Source organism: Pseudomonas sp. GW822-FHT03F04, assembly GCF_058801405.1.
The window spans coordinates 285020-302435 of sequence record NZ_JBXANF010000006.1; the positions used below are offsets into that span (position 1 = coordinate 285020).

Sequence of the window (17416 nt, forward strand, 5' to 3'; positions counted from 1 at the left end):
GATGCGAATCAATTGCATTGGCTATAACGAGACGAACGAGCTTCGGCTATCGAGTAAAAATAATTCTCATTTAGTTCAAAATCACCAGAGCCGGGAACTCCTGAAGCTTGGCCGAGGTGATGTGAGCGAGCGAACGCACTACGTCCAGCGGTTGGTCGAGACGGTAATTGCCGGTGACGGCGACGTCGGCCAACTGTTCGTTGGTGTTGATAATGAAGCCCGGGTAGTAACGGCGCAGTTCGGCCAGCACCTGGTTCAGCGGGCAGTTCTCGAAGATCAGCCGACCCTGCACCCACGCCAGATCGGTGGCGGCATCGACCTTGGCCGGGCGGTCGAAACCATTCGGGCCGATGCGGATGCTTTCCCCGGCGGACAGCCGCACCCGGGCATCGTCACGGGTGGCACGCAGATCGACATCGCCGCGCTGCACCCGCACCTGTGCCACGCCGTCCAGATAACGCACGGCGAACGCGGTGTCGCGCACGCTGGCCTTCACCGGCCCCGCGTCGATTTCCAGCGGCTGACCACGGTTGGCCGGGACCTCGAAAAACGCTTCGCCTTGATACAGGCGCGCCACCCGCTGCCGATCGTTGATCGTGCTGGAGAAGGCGGAATTGGTGTTGAGCAGGACTTTCGAGCCGTCCTCAAGCTGCAGCCGTTGCCGCTCGCCGACCACGGTCAGGTGATCGGCCTGCAAACGCATCGGCAGGTTGCTGAAACTGAACAGACCGAGCACCAGCACGGCGGCGGTGGCCAGCGGTTTCCAGTGCGGACGCAGACGTGTGAGGACGGTGACTTTCTTCGGTTGGGCCGCGAGGTTCTGCGCGCACTGGGCGATCTGCGGGCCGTCCCAGATCGCCTGGGCCTTGGCGAACGCCTGGGCGTTCAACGGATCGGCCGCCAGCCAGGCATGAAATTGCCGGGTCTGCTCCTCGTCCGGACTGCCGAGCACGATGAGCCAGTCCAGAGCCTGGTCCATTGAGTTGGCGGCGTCCTGCGCCTTATCGGGCGAAGGAGGGCGGTGGGTGTCCGTCACGGTGTTTCCTCGGCAGTGTCTGTGCACGGCTGTTTTTTTAGTGAAGCGTAAAAGTCGGGCAAGGGTAACAAAGCCCGATGATCAGTGCAGTCGATCCTGTCGAATACGGACAAGGCCTGGTCAGTCGCCGTTCAGGCGCTCGGCGACACCGATGCAAATGGTCATGATCAGTTTGAGTTCTTTCTGCACCGTGCTGAGGGACACGCTGAGTTCTTCGGCGATCTCCTGATAGCTGTGCCCGTGCAAGCGGCTGAGGATGAAGATTTGCTGCTGACGGGGGCTGAGTTCACCGAGGCTCACGTTCAGGCGCTCCAGCAATTGTTCGGCGTGGGCGGCGTCTTCGGCGCTGCTGGCGGGGGCGGCGACGCTGTGCACCACGTCCTGCGGTACGTCGTCGACCATGGTGCGTGAATGAATCTTGCGCGCACGCAAATGGTCCAGCGCCAGGTTGCGCGCGGTCTGGAAGACAAAGGGTTCAAGGTGATCGATGGCCCGTTCGCTCAGCGCCCGGGTGACGCGCAGGTAGGTTTCCTGCAACAGGTCTTCGGCGGTGCTGTGGTTGTTGACCATTCGTTCCAGCGTTCGCAGCAGTGAAGTGCGCTGGGCGAGGAAAACGTGATTGAACTGCGACTGACTCACGGGAGGACCTGATCCATTTCGAGCGAATGATAATGCTTATCATCCGCCCGAGTGGTCAAGTGTTGATTTGTCAAAGGTTGGTAAAGCTATTACCCGCTCTCAAATCGGCGGCAGCGGTTTTATTCCGCGTTGCACAGCGCCAGGCAGTTATCGAGCATGCGGTTGGAGAAGCCCCACTCGTTGTCGTACCAGGCCAGCACTTTCAGCAGTTTGCCGCTGGATTTGGTGTGGTTGGCGTCGAAGATCGACGACAGCGGGTTGTGGTTGAAGTCGCTCGATACCAGCGGCAGGGTGTTGTAGCCGAGGATTTTCGAATGCTGGCTCGCGGCTTTCATCAGTGCGTTCACTTCATCGGCCGAGGCTTCGCGCTTCAACTGTACGGTCAGGTCCACCAGCGACACATTGATCACCGGCACGCGCACGGCCATGCCGGTCAGCTTGCCCGCCAGTTCCGGCAGCACCAGGCCCACGGCTTCGGCGGCGCCGGTCTTGCTCGGGATCATGTTCTGCGTGGCCGAACGGGCGCGGTACGGGTCGGTGTGATAGACGTCGGTGAGGTTCTGGTCGTTGGTGTAGGCGTGAATCGTGGTCATCAGACCGCTTTCGATGCCCAGTTCGCGGTGCAGCACCTGGGCCACCGGGGCCAGGCAGTTGGTGGTGCACGATGCGTTGGAAATGATCTGGTGCGACTGGCGCAGGATGTCGTGGTTCACACCATAAACAACGGTGGCATCGGCGCCTTTGGCCGGGGCCGAGATGATGACTTTGCGCGCACCGGCAGTAATATGCGCGGCGGCTTTGGCACGGTCGGTGAACAGACCGGTGCATTCGAATACCACATCAATCTTTTCCGCAGCCCACGGCAGTTCGGCAGGGTTGCGGATGGCGCTGACCGAAATGCGGTCACCGTTGACGGTCAGACTCTCGTTGTCATGCGCAACTTCAGCATCGAACGTGCCGTGAACGGTATCGTATTTGAGCAAGTGCGCATTCATCGCGCTGTCGCCCAGATCGTTGATGGCGACGATCTGCAAATCCTGACGATAGCCTTGGGTATACAGTGCGCGCAGGACATTACGGCCGATGCGGCCAAAACCATTGATTGCGATTCGAAGAGTCATTGAACAGCGCCGCCGTCGTTTTGTTGTTGGAATTACAAGATTATTCGCATAAAAATAGAAAACAAGCCTTTTTAGTGGCAATATTTTGTTTTATCTACAACGAGTGACCTGAATCAACTGGTCCGAATGATCAAGAAAACCGCTCGTCATCCCACGCGAACGGGCTTTTGATCAGCATAGACAATCAGGTCGCCACATCCGTTAGCCTGGAGTTCTACACATGCATCCCCGCGTTCTTGAGGTCACCGAACGGCTTATCGCCCGCAGCCGCGCCACACGCCAGGCTTACCTTGCGCTGATTCGCGGCGCTGCAACTGACGGGCCGATGCGCGGCAAGCTGCAATGCGCCAACTTCGCCCACGGCGTGGCCGGATGCGGCAGCGAAGACAAGCACAGCCTGCGGATGATGAACTCGGCGAACATCGCCATTGTTTCGTCGTATAACGACATGCTCTCGGCGCACCAGCCGTACGAAGTCTTCCCGGAACAGATCAAGAACGCCCTGCGCGAAATCGGCTCGGTCGGCCAGTTCGCCGGCGGCACGCCTGCCATGTGCGACGGCGTGACCCAGGGCGAGCCGGGCATGGAGCTGAGCCTGCCGAGTCGCGAAGTGATCGCGATGTCGACGGCGGTGGCGCTGTCTCACAACATGTTCGACGGCGCTCTGATGCTCGGCATCTGCGACAAGATCGTGCCGGGTCTGATGATGGGCTCCCTGCGTTTCGGTCACCTGCCGACGATCTTCGTACCGGGCGGGCCGATGGTTTCGGGGATTTCCAACAAGGAAAAAGCCGACGTGCGGCAGAAGTACGCCGAAGGCAAGGCGACCCGCGAAGAGCTGCTGGAATCGGAAATGAAGTCCTACCACAGCCCGGGCACCTGCACGTTCTACGGCACAGCCAACACCAACCAGCTGCTGATGGAAGTCATGGGCCTGCACTTGCCGGGCGCGTCCTTCGTCAACCCGAACACGCCGCTGCGTGATGCCCTGACCCGCGAAGCCGCGCATCAGGTCACGCGCCTGACCAAACAGAACGGCAACTTCATGCCGATCGGCGAAATCGTCGACGAGAAGGCGTTGGTCAACTCGATCGTCGCGCTGCACGCCACCGGCGGTTCGACCAACCACACCCTGCACATGCCGGCCATTGCCATGGCGGCAGGCATTCAACTGACCTGGCAGGACATGGCCGACCTCTCCGAAGTCGTGCCGACCCTGAGCCACGTCTATCCGAACGGCAAGGCTGACATCAACCACTTCCAGGCCGCGGGCGGCATGTCGTTCCTGATTCGCGAGCTGCTCGAAGCCGGCCTGCTGCACGAAGACGTCAACACCGTGCTCGGCCACGGCTTGAGCCAGTACACCAAGGAGCCGTTCCTCGATAACGGCAAACTGGTGTGGCGCGAAGGCCCGACCGAAAGCCTCGACGAAAACATCCTGCGTCCGGTGGCTCGTGCGTTCTCGGCAGAGGGTGGTTTGCGGGTGATGGAAGGCAACCTCGGTCGTGGCGTGATGAAGGTGTCCGCCGTGGCGCTGGAAAACCAGATCGTCGAAGCGCCGGCCATGGTGTTCCAGGATCAACAGGATCTGGCGGACGCCTTCAAGGCCGGTTTGCTTGAAAAAGATTTCGTCGCAGTGATGCGCTTCCAGGGGCCGCGTTCCAACGGCATGCCGGAACTGCACAAGATGACGCCGTTCCTCGGCGTGCTGCAGGATCGCGGCTTCAAGGTTGCACTGGTGACTGACGGGCGCATGTCCGGCGCGTCGGGGAAAATCCCGGCGGCGATCCACGTCAGCCCCGAAGCTTATGTCGGCGGCGCTTTGGCTCGCGTGCAAGAGGGCGATATCATCCGCGTCGATGGCGTCAAAGGCACCTTGGAACTCAAGGTGGACGCCGCCGAATTTGCAGCGCGCGAACCCGCCAAAGGCCTGTTGGGCAACAACATCGGCAGCGGCCGCGAACTGTTTGGCTTCATGCGTTTGGCCTTCAGCTCGGCAGAGCAGGGCGCCAGCGCCTTCACTTCTGCCCTGGAGACGCTTAATTGAAACTGGCTTTGGTCGGTGACATCGGAGGCACCAACGCGCGGTTTGCGTTGTGGAAAGATCAGCAGCTCGAATCGGTGCAGGTGCTGGCCACGGCCGACCATGCCAGCCCGGAAGAGGCGATCAGCCTCTACCTGAGCGGGCTCGGCCTGGCGCCGGGCGCCATCGGTTCGGTGTGCCTGTCGGTGGCAGGTCCTGTGAGCGGCGATGAATTCAAGTTCACCAACAACCACTGGCGCCTGAGCCGCAAGGCGTTTTGCCAGGCGTTGCAGGTCGAGCAGTTGTTGCTGATCAATGATTTCTCGGCGATGGCGTTGGGCATGACCCGTTTGCAGCCCGGCGAATTTCGCGTGGTCTGCGAAGGCACGCCTGAGCCGTTGCGCCCGGCGGTGGTGATCGGCCCGGGCACCGGCCTGGGCGTCGGCACCTTGCTCGATCTGGGCGAAGGCCGGTTTGCCGCATTGCCGGGGGAGGGCGGCCACGTCGATCTGCCGCTGAGCAGCCCGCGTGAAACGCAACTGTGGCAGCACATCCACAACGAAATCGGCCACGTCAGTGCGGAAACCGCGTTGAGCGGCGGCGGTTTGCCTCGGGTGTACCGGGCGATCTGTGCGGTGGATGGTCATGAACCCAAACTCGACACGCCGGAAGCAATCACAGCGGCGGGCCTCGCAGGTGATCCGATTGCCCTGGAAGTGCTGGAGCAGTTCTGCTGCTGGCTCGGTCGCGTGGCCGGCAACAACGTGCTGACCACCGGCGGCCGAGGCGGGGTGTACATCGTTGGCGGCGTGATTCCGCGCTTTGCCGATTTCTTCCTCGAAAGCGGTTTTGCCCGCAGCTTCGCCGACAAGGGCTGCATGAGCGATTACTTCAAGGGGATTCCGGTGTGGCTGGTGACGGCGCCGTACTCGGGTCTCGTCGGTGCAGGAGTCGCGCTCGAACAATCCGGTCAATGATCATTCCCACGCCGAGCGTGGGAACCATCAGCACATCAGGCATAATCCGCCCAATTCCAACAACAAGGATGCCTTCGAAGTGAGTTCAGTCAACAAGTCGATTTTGTTGGTCGATGACGACCAGGAGATACGCGAGTTGCTGGAAACCTACCTGACCCGCGCGGGTTTTCAGGTACGGGCCACGGCCGACGGCGCCAGCTTCCGCCAGGCGCTGAACGAGGCGCCGAGCGATCTGGTGATTCTTGATGTGATGCTGCCCGATGAAGACGGCTTCAGCCTGTGCCGCTGGGTGCGCCAGCATCCGCGTCAGGCTCAGGTGCCGATCATCATGCTCACCGCCAGTTCCGACGAGGCCGATCGGGTGATCGGTCTGGAACTGGGCGCCGACGACTACCTCGGCAAACCCTTCAGCCCCCGCGAACTGCAAGCCCGGATCAAAGCCCTGCTGCGCCGTGCCCAGTTCGGTCAGGAACGCAGCGGCAGTGAAGTGCTGGCGTTCGACGAGTGGCGGTTGGACATGGTCAGCCATCGGCTGTTTCACACCGACGGCGAGGAAGTGATTCTGTCCGGCGCCGACTTCGCCCTGTTGAAACTGTTCCTCGATCACCCCCAGGAAATCCTCGACCGCGACACCATCGGCAACGCCACCCGTGGCCGCGACCTGATGCCGCTTGATCGCATCGTCGACATGGCCGTCAGCCGCTTGCGCCAGCGTCTGCGCGACACCGAAAAACCGCCGCGGCTGATCCGCACCGTGCGTGGCAGCGGCTACCAGCTGGCAGCCAACGTGGTTGCCGGCAATGGTCACTGAGCTCCTGCGCAACACCGCACGCAAAGTGCCGATGCCCCGTTCGCTGCTTGGGCGGATGCTGCTGCTGACGTTGTTGGCGGTGTTGTTTGCCCAGACCTTGTCCAGTGTGATCTGGGTGTCCCAATTGCGCGCGACACAGCTCGAAGGCCTGGTCACCAGCGCCCGCAGCCTCGCCCATTCGATGACCGCCAGCGTCAGCTATTTCCGCTCGTTGCCGGTGGCTTACCGGCCGCTGGTGCTCGATCAGTTGCGCAGCATGGGCGGCACGCGTTTTGTGGTGACGCTGAATGACAAACCGCTGGGCATGGACGTGTTGCCGGTGACGCCGCGCAAGGCGGCGGTGCTTCAGGCGGTGGATGAGGTGCTGCGTCAGTCGCTGGGCCAGGACACTGACATTCTGGTGACCTTCGTCAGCCCCGATGACCTGCGGATCTTCAATGCCGGGTTGAAACTCGATGAGTTGCCGCGCTCCTGGGCGCATTACGCGCTGACCCTGGAACCGGTGAATCCGCCGGTGCTGGTGACCCAGATCCAGTTGGCGCCGGGTGAATGGCTGTACATCGCCTCGCTGCTGCCCGAGCCCTACACCAGTCTCGAAGAGCAAGGCCTGCCGACCCAGCAGGTGTGGTTTATCGTGTTCACCAGCGGCTTTCTGCTGTTGTTCATCGGCCTGCTGGTGCATTGGCAGAGCCGGCCGCTCAAGCGTCTGGCGCGGGCCGCGCGGGACTTGTCGCTGGGCGCCGACGTTGAGCCGGTGGCCGAGGGCGGCGGTAGCGAAGTGGTGGAAGTGGGTCGCGCGTTCAACACCATGCGCGAGCGCATCAGCCGTTACCTGACCGAGCGCAGCCAGTTGTTCAGCGCGATTTCCCATGACCTGCGCACGCCGATCACCCGCCTGCGTCTGCGGGTCGAACTGCTGGAAGACGAACAGCTGCAAACCAAGTTCGGCCGCGACCTGGATGAGCTGGAGCTGTTGGTCAAAGGCGCGCTGCAATGCGTGAAAGACACCGATATCCACGAGAACATCGAGCCGGTGGATCTCAACCATGTGCTCGACTGCCTGGTGGAGCCGTATCTGGCGCCCAACGGCAATGGCCGCGTCACCCAGCAGGGGCGGGCGCTGGCGGCGTATCCGGGCAAGCCGTTGGCGCTCAAGCGCTGCATCGGCAACTTGATCGACAATGCGCTGAAGTACGGGCAGAACGCGCATCTGCATATCGATGACGACGAGAGTGCGTTCGTGCTGCATGTCGACGACGAAGGCCCGGGCGTGCCGGAGCAGCGGCTGGAGCAGGTGTTCGAACCGCACTTCCGGCTGGCGGGGCAGCAGCAGGGGTATGGGCTTGGATTGGGGATCGCCCGCAACATTGCTCATAGCCATGGCGGTGAAGTGACGTTGCAGAACCTGCGTGAGGGTGGATTGCGCGTGACCCTGCAATTGCCGCGTTCGGCGGATTGATCTGAATGTCACCGATCGGTGACAAAACCCGTCCCCTTCGTTACAAGCCCACCTCGGCCCGTTGTTTAGACTGCCCGCAGTCATAACAACAAAAAAGGCCTTCCATGGATCACTTCAATCCGGGCTTCAGCAGTTGGCTGAACGCCCCTGCCCACCAGCAATGGCTCGCCGACGAAGGCCTGCGCCTGCTGACATTTGCCAAGGCTTCGCGACTGCCCGAAGGCTTTGGCAATCTCGATGAGCGCGGCCAGCTTCAGGCCGGTGCGCAAGCCGAAACCATGAACACCGCCCGCATGACCCACAGCTTCGCCATGGCCCATATTCAGGGCCTGCCGGGATTTGCCGAGCTGGTCGATCACGGCATCCAGGCGTTGCGCGGCCCGTTGCGCGATGCGCTGCATGGCGGCTGGTTTGCGGTTGCCGAACACCGTGATGGCAACACCGGCAAGAACGCTTATCTGCATGCTTTCGTGGCCCTCGCGGCCAGTTCCGCGGTGGTCGCCCAGCGTCCTGGCGCACAGGCGTTGCTGGATGACGCCATCGACATTATCGACACGTATTTCTGGAGCGAAGAAGAGGGCGCCATGCGCGAATTCTTCAATCGCGACTGGCGTGAAGAGGAAGCCTATCGCGGCGCCAACAGCAACATGCACGCCACCGAAGCGTTCCTCGCGCTGGCCGATGTCACCGCAGACCCGCGCTGGCTGGTGCGTGCGCAGCGTATCGTCGAGCGGGTGATTCATGGTCACGCCGCCGCCAACGATTATCTGGTGATCGAGCATTTCGACCGAAACTGGCAGCCGCTGCGCGAATACAACCACGACAATCCCGCCGACGGTTTCCGCCCGTACGGCACCACGCCGGGTCACGGTTTCGAGTGGGCGCGGCTGTTGCTGCACCTCGAAGCGGCGCGGGTCCAGGCCGGGATGCTCACGCCGGGCTGGCTGGCCACCGATGCGCAAAAGCTGTTCGAGAACAACTGCCTTCATGGCTGGGACGTCGATGGCGCCCCGGGCATCGTCTACACCCTCGACTGGGACAACAAAGCGGTGGTGCGCCATCGCCTGCACTGGACCCACGCCGAGGCCAGCGCCGCTGCCAGCGCCTTGCTCAAACGTACCGGCGATGCGCAGTACGAAACCTGGTACCGACTGTTCTGGGAATTTTGCGAAGCGAATTTCATCGACCGCTGCGACGGTAGCTGGCATCACGAACTCGATCCGCAAAACCGCCCAAGTGCCGATATCTGGGCGGGCAAACCGGATCTGTATCACGCCTGGCAAGCCGTACTGATCCCGCGTCTGCCGCTGGCGCCGAGCATGGCGACTGCGCTGGCGCAGTTGTCCCGGCCCGTTCCTGTGTAACCATGCGGTGACATTTGCGCGTCCCTTCGTTACCTGCGAAGGGAAGCGCTCTGTTTAAACTCGTGTGCAGCGCAAGCACCAGACTTGCATGCATAACAACAAGAAAGGTACATCTCAGATGAATGCGATTTCTCGCCTCGCTACTGTCATTTCTGTCGCCTCCCTGTTCCCGCTCGCTGTGCTGCCCCTGAGTGTTTCCGCTGCCGAATCCAAAGGTTCGGTGGAAGTCGTGCATTGGTGGACGTCCGGTGGCGAAAAAGCTGCTGTCGATGTGCTCAAGGCACAAGTGGAAAAAGACGGTTTCACCTGGAAAGACGGCGCTGTCGCCGGTGGTGGCGGTGCGACTGCCATGACCGTGCTGAAAAGCCGTGCCGTCGCCGGCAACCCGCCGGGCGTCGCCCAGATCAAAGGCCCGGACATCCAGGAATGGGCGTCGACCGGTCTGCTCGACACTGACGTCCTGAAGGACGTTTCCAAGTCCGAGAAGTGGGACAGCCTGCTCGACAAGAAAGTCTCCGACACCGTGAAGTTCGAAGGTGATTACGTGGCCGTGCCGGTGAACATTCACCGTGTGAACTGGCTGTGGATCAACCCGGAAGTCTTCAAGAAAGCCGGTATCGAAAAAGCCCCGACTACCCTCGCAGAATTCTACGCTGCCGGTGACAAGCTCAAGGCTGCGGGTTTCATCCCGCTGGCCCACGGCGGCCAGCCTTGGCAGGACAGCACCGTGTTTGAAGCGGTCGTGCTGTCGGTGATGGGCGTTGATGGTTACAAGAAAGCTCTGGTCGACCTGGACAACGCTGCCCTGACCGGTCCGGAAATGGTCAAGGCCCTGACCGAGCTGAAGAAAGTCGCGACCTACATGGACCAGGACGGCAAAGGCCAGGACTGGAACCTGGAAGCGGCCAAGGTCATCAACGGCAAGGCCGGCATGCAGATCATGGGTGACTGGGCCAAGTCCGAATGGACCGCCGCCAAGAAAGTCGCCGGCAAGGATTACGAGTGCGTAGCCTTCCCGGGCACCGACAAGGCGTTCACCTACAACATCGACTCGCTGGCCGTGTTCAAGCAGAAGGACGCGGGCACCGCGGCCGGTCAGCAGGACATCGCCAAAGTCGTGCTGGGTGAAAACTTCCAGAAAGTCTTCAGCATCAACAAGGGCTCGATCCCGGTGCGCAACGACATGCTCGCCGACATGGGCAAGTACGGTTTCGACTCCTGCGCCCAGACCGCTGCCAAGGACTTCCTGGCAGACGCCAAGAACGGCGGCCTGCAGCCGAGCATGGCGCACAACATGGCGACCACGCTGGCCGTACAGGGTGCGTTCTTTGATGTCGTGACCAACTACATCAACGACCCGAAAGCCGACCCGGCCGACGCTGCGAAGAAACTCGGCACCGCCATCAAGGCTGCCAAGTAACACCAGCGTAGAGCAGCAGCCAGCTTCAAGTCGCGCATCGGCTTGAGGCTGGCAGCTTGCAGCGGTCCCTCATCTTCTTTACTGGATCTTCCCATGAGTTCTGTTGCTGTGTTCAGCAAGGCCTCGCCGTTCGACGCATTGCAGCGCTGGCTACCGAAACTGGTGCTGGCGCCGAGCATGTTCATCGTTCTGGTGGGCTTCTATGGCTATATCCTCTGGACGTTTGTCCTGTCGTTCACCACGTCGACCTTCCTGCCGAACTACAAGTGGGCAGGGCTGGCGCAATACGCGCGGCTGTTCGACAACGATCGCTGGTGGGTGGCGAGCAAGAACCTGGCCGTGTTCGGCGGCATGTTCATCGGCATCACCCTGGTGATCGGCGTGACACTGGCGATTTTCCTCGACCAGAAAATCCGTCGTGAAGGCTTCATCCGCACCATTTACCTGTACCCGATGGCGCTCTCGATGATCGTCACCGGTACCGCGTGGAAATGGCTGCTCAACCCGGGCATGGGCCTGGACAAATTGCTGCGGGACTGGGGCTGGGAAGGCTTCCGTCTCGACTGGCTGATCGACCCGGATCGCGTGGTGTATTGCCTGGTGATCGCGGCGGTCTGGCAAGCTTCGGGCTTCATCATGGCGATGTTCCTCGCCGGTTTGCGTGGCGTTGATCAGTCGATCATCCGTGCCGCCCAGATCGACGGCGCGAGCATGCCGCGCATCTACTGGAAAGTGGTGCTGCCAAGCCTGCGTCCGGTGTTCTTCAGTGCGGTGATGATCCTGGCGCACATTGCGATCAAGAGCTTCGACCTGGTGGCGGCCATGACGGCCGGCGGCCCGGGTTATTCCTCCGACCTGCCGGCGATGTTCATGTATTCGTTCACGTTCAGTCGTGGGCAGATGGGCATGGGCTCGGCCAGTGCGATTCTGATGCTCGGTGCGATCCTCGCGATCATCGTGCCTTACCTGTACTCCGAGCTGAGGACCAAGCGTCATGACTAGTCTCGCTGCCAAACCTTCCATCAGCCTGAGCCGCATCGCGATCTACGCGGTGCTGATCCTCGCGGTCCTGCTGTATCTGGTACCGCTGGTGGTCATGCTGTTGACCAGCTTCAAGACCCCGGAAGACATCTCCACCGGCAACCTGCTGAGCTGGCCGACCGTGGTCAGCGGCATCGGCTGGGTGAAAGCCTGGGCGACCGTTGACGGTTACTTCTGGAACTCGATCAAGATCACCGTTCCGGCCGTGATCATCTCCACCGCCATCGGTGCGTTGAACGGCTACGTGCTGTCGTTCTGGCGCTTCCGCGGTTCGCAGCTGTTCTTCGGTCTGCTGTTGTTCGGCTGCTTCCTGCCGTTCCAGACCGTGCTGCTGCCGGCGTCGTTCACTCTCGGCAAGATGGGCCTGGCGAGTACCACCACGGGCCTTGTGTTCATCCATGTGGTCTACGGTCTGGCGTTCACCACGCTGTTTTTCCGTAACTACTACGTGAGCATTCCGGATGCGCTGATCAAGGCGGCACGCCTGGACGGTGCAGGGTTCTTCACCATCTTCCGCATGATCATCCTGCCGATGTCGACGCCGATCATCATGGTCTGCCTGATCTGGCAGTTCACGCAGATCTGGAACGACTTCCTGTTCGGCGTGGTGTTCTCCAGCGGTGATTCGCAACCGATCACGGTGGCGCTGAACAACCTGGTCAACACCAGCACCGGGGCCAAGGAATACAACGTGGACATGGCGGCGGCGATGATCGCCGGGCTGCCGACCCTGCTGGTCTATGTGGTCGCAGGCAAGTATTTCGTGCGCGGGCTGACGGCCGGCGCAGTCAAGGGGTAATCATGGCTACGCTCGAACTTCGCAATGTAAACAAGACCTACGGTGCCGGCCTGCCGGACACCCTGAAGAACATCGAACTGTCGATCAAGGACGGTGAGTTCCTGATCCTTGTCGGGCCTTCGGGCTGCGGCAAGTCGACCCTGATGAACTGCATCGCCGGCCTGGAAACCATCACCGGCGGCGCGATCATGATCGGTGACCAGGACGTCAGCGGCATGAGCCCGAAAGACCGCGACATCGCGATGGTGTTCCAGTCCTACGCGCTGTACCCGACCATGAGCGTGCGCGAGAACATCGAGTTCGGTCTGAAGATCCGCAAGATGAGCCAGTCGGCCATCGACGAAGAAGTCGCCCGCGTGGCCAAGCTGCTGCAAATCGAGCATCTGCTCAATCGCAAGCCGGGCCAGCTCTCCGGTGGTCAGCAACAGCGCGTGGCGATGGGCCGTGCACTGGCGCGCCGACCGAAGATCTATCTGTTCGACGAACCGCTGTCGAACCTCGACGCCAAGCTGCGCGTCGAGATGCGCACCGAAATGAAACTGATGCACCAGCGCCTGAAAACCACCACGGTCTACGTGACCCACGACCAGATCGAAGCGATGACCCTGGGCGACAAGGTGGCGGTGATGAAGGACGGCATCATCCAGCAGTTCGGTACGCCGAAAGAGATCTACAACGACCCGGCCAACCTGTTCGTGGCGAGCTTCATCGGTTCGCCGCCGATGAACTTCATCCCGCTGCGCCTGCAACGCAAGGATGGCCGTCTGGTGGCGCTGCTCGACAGCGGCCAGGCCCGTTGCGAGCTGCCGATGGCGATGCAGGACGCCGGTCTCGAAGACCGCGAAGTGATCCTCGGCCTGCGTCCGGAGCAGATTGTTCTGGCGAACGGCGAGGGCAACGGCCTGCCGAACATCAAGGCTGAAGTGCAGGTCACCGAGCCGACCGGTCCGGACACCCTGGTGTTCGTCAACCTCAACGACACCAAGGTCTGCTGCCGTCTGGCCCCGGACGTGGCGCCGCAGGTGGGCGAGACCCTGACCCTGCAATTCGATCCGTCGAAAGTGCTGCTGTTCGACGCCAAGAGCGGCGAGCGCCTGGGCGTTGCCGGTCTGCCGAAGACTGAAGCGCACAGCGCCAACGTCGCTCAGTTCAAAGGTCGGTAAGAAATCAATGTGGGAATGAGCCTGCAACAGGCTCATTTCTGCAGGGGATGTAAACCGCGTTGGAAAAAAACAGTTAATAACAATAAAGACGAGGATGTAGGGATGAAAAAGAAACACGTCAATGCCCGGTTGATCTGCCAAATGTCAGCTGCGGCCGCATTGGTTCTGGCCGGCAATGCCATGGCCGCCGATGCATTCAGCTCCGATTCCAAGTGGATGACGGGCGACTGGGGTGGTGAGCGGACCAAGCTGATCGAGCAAGGCATCGACATCAAGGCCGACTACGTTGGGGAAATGGGCGCCAACCTGCATGGCGGCTACAACGATGACAAGACCGGCCGCTACAGCGACCAGTTCGGTCTGGGCGTGGCACTGGACCTGCAAAAACTCTGGGGCTGGGACAACACTCAGGCCAAGATCCAACTGACCAACCGTAACGGTCAGAACATCTCCAACGACCGCGTTGGCGATCCGCGTGCCGGCACCCTGTCTTCCTCGCAGGAAGTCTACGGTCGTGGCCACATGGTGCGTCTGACCCAACTGTGGATTCAGCACCAGTTCTTCGACAACAAACTCGACGTCAAGGCCGGTTACTTCGGTGAAGGCGAAGACTTCAACACCTTCCCGTGCGAATTCCAGAACCTGGCGTTCTGCGGCTCGCAGGTGGGTAACTGGGCGACCAACATCTGGTACAACTGGCCCGTCAGCCAGGCCGCGATCCGCGTGAAGTACAACATCAACGACGAGCTCTACGCGCAGATCGGCGCGTACAACCAGAACCCGTCGCAGCTGGAACACGGCAACGGCTTCAAGCTCAGCGGCAGCGGCACCGCCGGTACCGTGTTGCCGGTCGAGCTGGTCTGGTCGCCGAAGGTCAACAGCCTGCCGGGCGAATACCGCGTCGGTTACTACAAGAGCACGGCTGATGCCAATGACGTCCGTGAAGACATCAACGGCAACGACGCAGCAACCACCGGTAACGCCTACCGCACCCACAGCAGCAAGCACGGCTACTGGTTCGTTGCGCAACAGCAACTCACCAGCCACAACGGCGACGCTTCCCGTGGTCTGAACATCGCGGCCAACGCCACGTTCCACGACAAGGACACCAACTTCATCGACAACTACCAGTCGGTGATGTTTGTCTACAAAGGCCCGTTCGACGCCCGTCCGAAGGATGACGTCGGTATCGGTGCCGCGCGTATCCATGTCAACGACGACGTGAAGAAAAACGCCGAGCTGCTGAACGCCTCCAACGGTGTTTCGGACTACGACAATCCGGTGTTCTCGCCGATTCGCGAGACCGAATACAACTACGAGATCAACTACGGCTTCCACGTCACCAACTGGCTGACCGTGCGTCCTAACCTGCAATACATCACTCACCCGGGTGGCGTGGATCAAGTGGACAACGCATTGGTCGCTGGCCTGAAAATTCAGTCTACGTTCTAACGCGTCTGCGATAAGCTCCTCTCTATGTGCGCATATTTGCGGACAGCCCAGGCTGTCCGCTTTTTTTTGCAAAGGGGCGTCGCAGCCCATGAAAGTTGAATCTGGAACCGTGGCCCATGCATGAGCATCCGCTGCAACGCTTCTTCAAATCCTTGCGCGAACGACCGGTGTTCGCCTGGGAGCGCTATCAGATGCGCGATGTGCTGGTGATCGACCATCCGCTGTGTCAGGCGGTGTTCAGTCGTCAGGGCGCGCAGTTGCTGCACTTTCAGCCGCGCGGGCAAAAACCGTGGCTGTGGTGCGCGGCAAAGTGGCCGCATGTCGGCGCGATCCGTGGCGGTGTGCCGGTTTGCTGGCCGTGGTATGGCCGTCATCCGAGCGAAAACGCGTGGCCGTCCCACGGCTGGGCGCGACTATTGGACTGGAAACTGCTCGACAGCAGCACCAGCGATGACGGCGTGCGCTTGCATTGGCAATTGCAGCTGTGCGACTGGCAGGTGGACCTGCACGCGCACCTGGGTGAGCGCATGGAATTGCGCCTGAGCACCGAGCATCAGGACGACATGCCGTGCCAGTTGAGCCAGGCTTTGCACGCTTACTGGCGTATTGGCGATGTGAGTGAGATAGCGCTGTCTGGGCTCGAAGGCGCGCAGGGTTACGATCAATTGAACCGTGAGATTTGTCAGCAGGAAGGCGAATTACGGGTCGAAGGCGGCTGTCAGCGCGTGTTCCAGCACGACGGTGAATTGCAGCTCAAGGATCACGCCTGGCAGCGCGAGTTGTGCATCGATACCGGTGACAGCGCGGACACGGTTGTCTGGCATCCGGGGGCGCGGCCATTGTTGGGCGTGACCTGGGATGAGATCTCGGAATTTGTCTGTGTTGAAGCGGCGGCGGGGGGCACCGACAGCTTGCATCTGGCGCCGGGGGAGAAGGCGCATTTGAGTTTGCAGGCTTGGGCTGCTGCCTCACCCTGATCGTTCCCACGCAGAGCGTGGGAACGATCAGGGTGAGGGGCTTTTGATCTTCAGTTGAACTCGTCACCCACCGGATACCGGCTAGCATTCAAGCTCTCTTTGATCTTGCGCAGATGCGGCTGGAAATCCACCCCGCGACGCAACGTCATCCCCGTCGCCAGCACATCCAGCACCGTCAACTGAATGATCCGCGAGGTCATCGGCATGTAGATGTCGGTGTCTTCCGGCAGCGGAATGTTCAGGCTCAGGGTGCTGGCCTTGGCCAGTGGCGAGTTCTCGGCGGTCAGACCCAGTACCGAAGCACCGTTCTCCCGGGCGATGCGCGCCACTTCCACCAGTTCGCGGGTGCGCCCGGTGTAGGAAATGATCACGAACAGCTCGCCAGTGTGCGCCACCGACGCAATCATCCGTTGCATCAGCACATCGGCGTGGGCGGTCACCGCCAAGTTGAAACGGAAGAACTTGTGTTGCGCATCCAAAGCCACCGGGGCCGAGGCGCCCAGGCCGAAGAAGTGGATCTGCCGGGCCTGGATCAACAGGTCGACGGCGCGGCTGATCAGGTTCGGGTCCAGCGCCTGGCAGGCGCTGTCGAGCGAGGCGATGGCGCTGCCGAAAATTTTCTGTGTGTAGGCTTCGGGATTGTCATCAGCTTCCACTGCACGGCTGACATACGCCGCGCCGCTGGCCAGGCTCTGGGCCAGTTGCAGCTTGAGTTCAGGGTAGCCGCTGACACCGAACGAACGGCAGAAACGGTTGACCGTCGGTTCACTGACCGACGCCGCCTGGGCGAGGGCGGCGATACTGAAGCGGGTGGCCTGCTGTGGGTTGAGCAGGATCACTTCGGCGACTTTGCGTTCGGCCTTGTTCAGCTCTTCAAGGCGACTCTGGATTTGTTCCAGTAAATTTCGCACGCGGTCCATAAGAATTCCTAGATTCACCGGCGCCGATAAGCGCGCGGCTATGCAAATTGGGCCTTTGATGTGGCCCGTGACGGTGGCCTATCCTACTGATGGCTCCGACCGACCACCACTCGGAATCTGTATTTTGCGAAAATGTTGTGGTTATTACTACATTTTCCCTTGAGTGATGCCTTGAAAAAAGGTATTTGTAGCTTAACTTGATAAAAGAACAAAC

At 61.0% G+C, this 17416-nt stretch carries 15 protein-coding genes; 11 read left to right on the forward strand and 4 right to left on the reverse strand.

All coding sequences use genetic code 11. The features are described 5' to 3' along the window. Positions 1-70: 70 nt before the first annotated feature. The 3 genes from AC1RMX_RS16315 to gap all read right to left on the reverse strand — a co-directional run bounded on the left by AC1RMX_RS16315 (position 71) and on the right by gap (position 2796). Complete coding sequence (locus AC1RMX_RS16315; RefSeq protein ID WP_493072532.1) at positions 71-1036, reverse strand: FecR family protein; 966 nt, start codon at positions 1034-1036, stop codon at positions 71-73. Between the two features lie 120 nt (positions 1037-1156). Continuing rightward, a complete protein-coding gene (locus tag AC1RMX_RS16320) occupies positions 1157-1675 on the reverse strand; it encodes an RNA polymerase sigma factor (protein ID WP_085709647.1) in 519 nt (172 codons plus the stop codon). Positions 1676-1794: 119 nt separating this feature from the next. Then, the gene (gene gap, locus AC1RMX_RS16325) at positions 1795-2796 is read right to left on the reverse strand and encodes a type I glyceraldehyde-3-phosphate dehydrogenase (protein ID WP_096818258.1); all 1002 of its coding nucleotides are present in this window, start codon (positions 2794-2796) and stop codon (positions 1795-1797) included. Between the two features lie 220 nt (positions 2797-3016). On the opposite strand from gap, the gene edd reads away from it, so the two are divergent. From edd to AC1RMX_RS16380, 11 genes are all read left to right on the forward strand, one after another. Next, positions 3017-4843, forward strand: coding sequence for a phosphogluconate dehydratase (edd, locus tag AC1RMX_RS16330; protein ID WP_102621287.1), 1827 nt, complete (start codon positions 3017-3019; stop codon positions 4841-4843). Further along, the gene (locus AC1RMX_RS16335) at positions 4840-5796 is read left to right on the forward strand and encodes a glucokinase (protein WP_096818256.1); all 957 of its coding nucleotides are present in this window, start codon (positions 4840-4842) and stop codon (positions 5794-5796) included. Before edd ends, AC1RMX_RS16335 begins: the two co-directional genes overlap by 4 nt. A 79-nt stretch (positions 5797-5875) precedes the next feature. After that, positions 5876-6607 (forward strand): response regulator, encoded by a 732-nt coding sequence (locus AC1RMX_RS16340; protein ID WP_025112821.1) that lies wholly within the window; start codon positions 5876-5878, stop codon positions 6605-6607. A gap of 31 nt (positions 6608-6638) precedes the next feature. Continuing rightward, the gene (locus tag AC1RMX_RS16345) at positions 6639-8066 is read left to right on the forward strand and encodes an ATP-binding protein (protein WP_173861378.1); all 1428 of its coding nucleotides are present in this window, start codon (positions 6639-6641) and stop codon (positions 8064-8066) included. A gap of 104 nt (positions 8067-8170) precedes the next feature. Continuing rightward, the gene (locus tag AC1RMX_RS16350; RefSeq protein ID WP_493072533.1) at positions 8171-9430 is read left to right on the forward strand and encodes a D-mannose isomerase; all 1260 of its coding nucleotides are present in this window, start codon (positions 8171-8173) and stop codon (positions 9428-9430) included. A 118-nt stretch (positions 9431-9548) separates the two neighbouring features. Further along, positions 9549-10850, forward strand: a complete 1302-nt coding sequence (locus tag AC1RMX_RS16355) for an ABC transporter substrate-binding protein (protein WP_192558820.1) — start codon at positions 9549-9551, stop codon at positions 10848-10850. A gap of 93 nt (positions 10851-10943) precedes the next feature. Continuing rightward, positions 10944-11852, forward strand: a complete 909-nt coding sequence (locus AC1RMX_RS16360; RefSeq protein WP_085697145.1) for a carbohydrate ABC transporter permease — start codon at positions 10944-10946, stop codon at positions 11850-11852. Further along, positions 11845-12690 carry a carbohydrate ABC transporter permease gene (locus AC1RMX_RS16365; RefSeq protein WP_096818250.1) on the forward strand — a complete coding sequence of 282 codons (846 nt, stop codon included), beginning with the start codon at positions 11845-11847 and terminating at the stop codon, positions 12688-12690. Before AC1RMX_RS16360 ends, AC1RMX_RS16365 begins: the two co-directional genes overlap by 8 nt. Before the next feature lie 2 nt (positions 12691-12692). Continuing rightward, complete coding sequence (locus AC1RMX_RS16370; RefSeq protein ID WP_493072534.1) at positions 12693-13853, forward strand: ABC transporter ATP-binding protein; 1161 nt, start codon at positions 12693-12695, stop codon at positions 13851-13853. Positions 13854-13955: 102 nt separating this feature from the next. Then, on the forward strand, positions 13956-15305 hold the full coding sequence (locus AC1RMX_RS16375) for a carbohydrate porin (RefSeq protein ID WP_102621292.1): 1350 nt from the start codon (positions 13956-13958) through the stop codon (positions 15303-15305). Between the two features lie 116 nt (positions 15306-15421). Further along, a complete protein-coding gene (locus AC1RMX_RS16380) occupies positions 15422-16282 on the forward strand; it encodes a D-hexose-6-phosphate mutarotase (protein ID WP_493072535.1) in 861 nt (286 codons plus the stop codon). A 50-nt stretch (positions 16283-16332) separates the two neighbouring features. Here the strand turns inward: AC1RMX_RS16380 and AC1RMX_RS16385 are convergent, their stop codons facing one another. Continuing rightward, a complete protein-coding gene (locus tag AC1RMX_RS16385; RefSeq protein ID WP_169842436.1) occupies positions 16333-17193 on the reverse strand; it encodes a MurR/RpiR family transcriptional regulator in 861 nt (286 codons plus the stop codon). Positions 17194-17416: the final 223 nt, after the last annotated feature.

Bases quoted from the DNA above. Each gene is read 5' to 3' on its own strand.
- AC1RMX_RS16360 (WP_085697145.1), top strand. From the start codon at position 10,944: ATGAGTTCTGTTGCTGTGTTCAGCAAGGCCTCGCCGTTCGACGCATTG.
- AC1RMX_RS16380 (WP_493072535.1), top strand. From the start codon at position 15,422: ATGCATGAGCATCCGCTGCAACGCTTCTTCAAATCCTTGCGCGAACGA.
- AC1RMX_RS16345 (WP_173861378.1), top strand. From the start codon at position 6,639: ATGCCCCGTTCGCTGCTTGGGCGGATGCTGCTGCTGACGTTGTTGGCG.
- AC1RMX_RS16375 (WP_102621292.1), top strand. From the start codon at position 13,956: ATGAAAAAGAAACACGTCAATGCCCGGTTGATCTGCCAAATGTCAGCT.
- AC1RMX_RS16355 (WP_192558820.1), top strand. From the start codon at position 9,549: ATGAATGCGATTTCTCGCCTCGCTACTGTCATTTCTGTCGCCTCCCTG.
- AC1RMX_RS16370 (WP_493072534.1), top strand. From the start codon at position 12,693: ATGGCTACGCTCGAACTTCGCAATGTAAACAAGACCTACGGTGCCGGC.
- AC1RMX_RS16350 (WP_493072533.1), top strand. From the start codon at position 8,171: ATGGATCACTTCAATCCGGGCTTCAGCAGTTGGCTGAACGCCCCTGCC.
- gap (WP_096818258.1), bottom strand. From the start codon at position 2,796: ATGACTCTTCGAATCGCAATCAATGGTTTTGGCCGCATCGGCCGTAAT.
- edd (WP_102621287.1), top strand. From the start codon at position 3,017: ATGCATCCCCGCGTTCTTGAGGTCACCGAACGGCTTATCGCCCGCAGC.
- AC1RMX_RS16365 (WP_096818250.1), top strand. From the start codon at position 11,845: ATGACTAGTCTCGCTGCCAAACCTTCCATCAGCCTGAGCCGCATCGCG.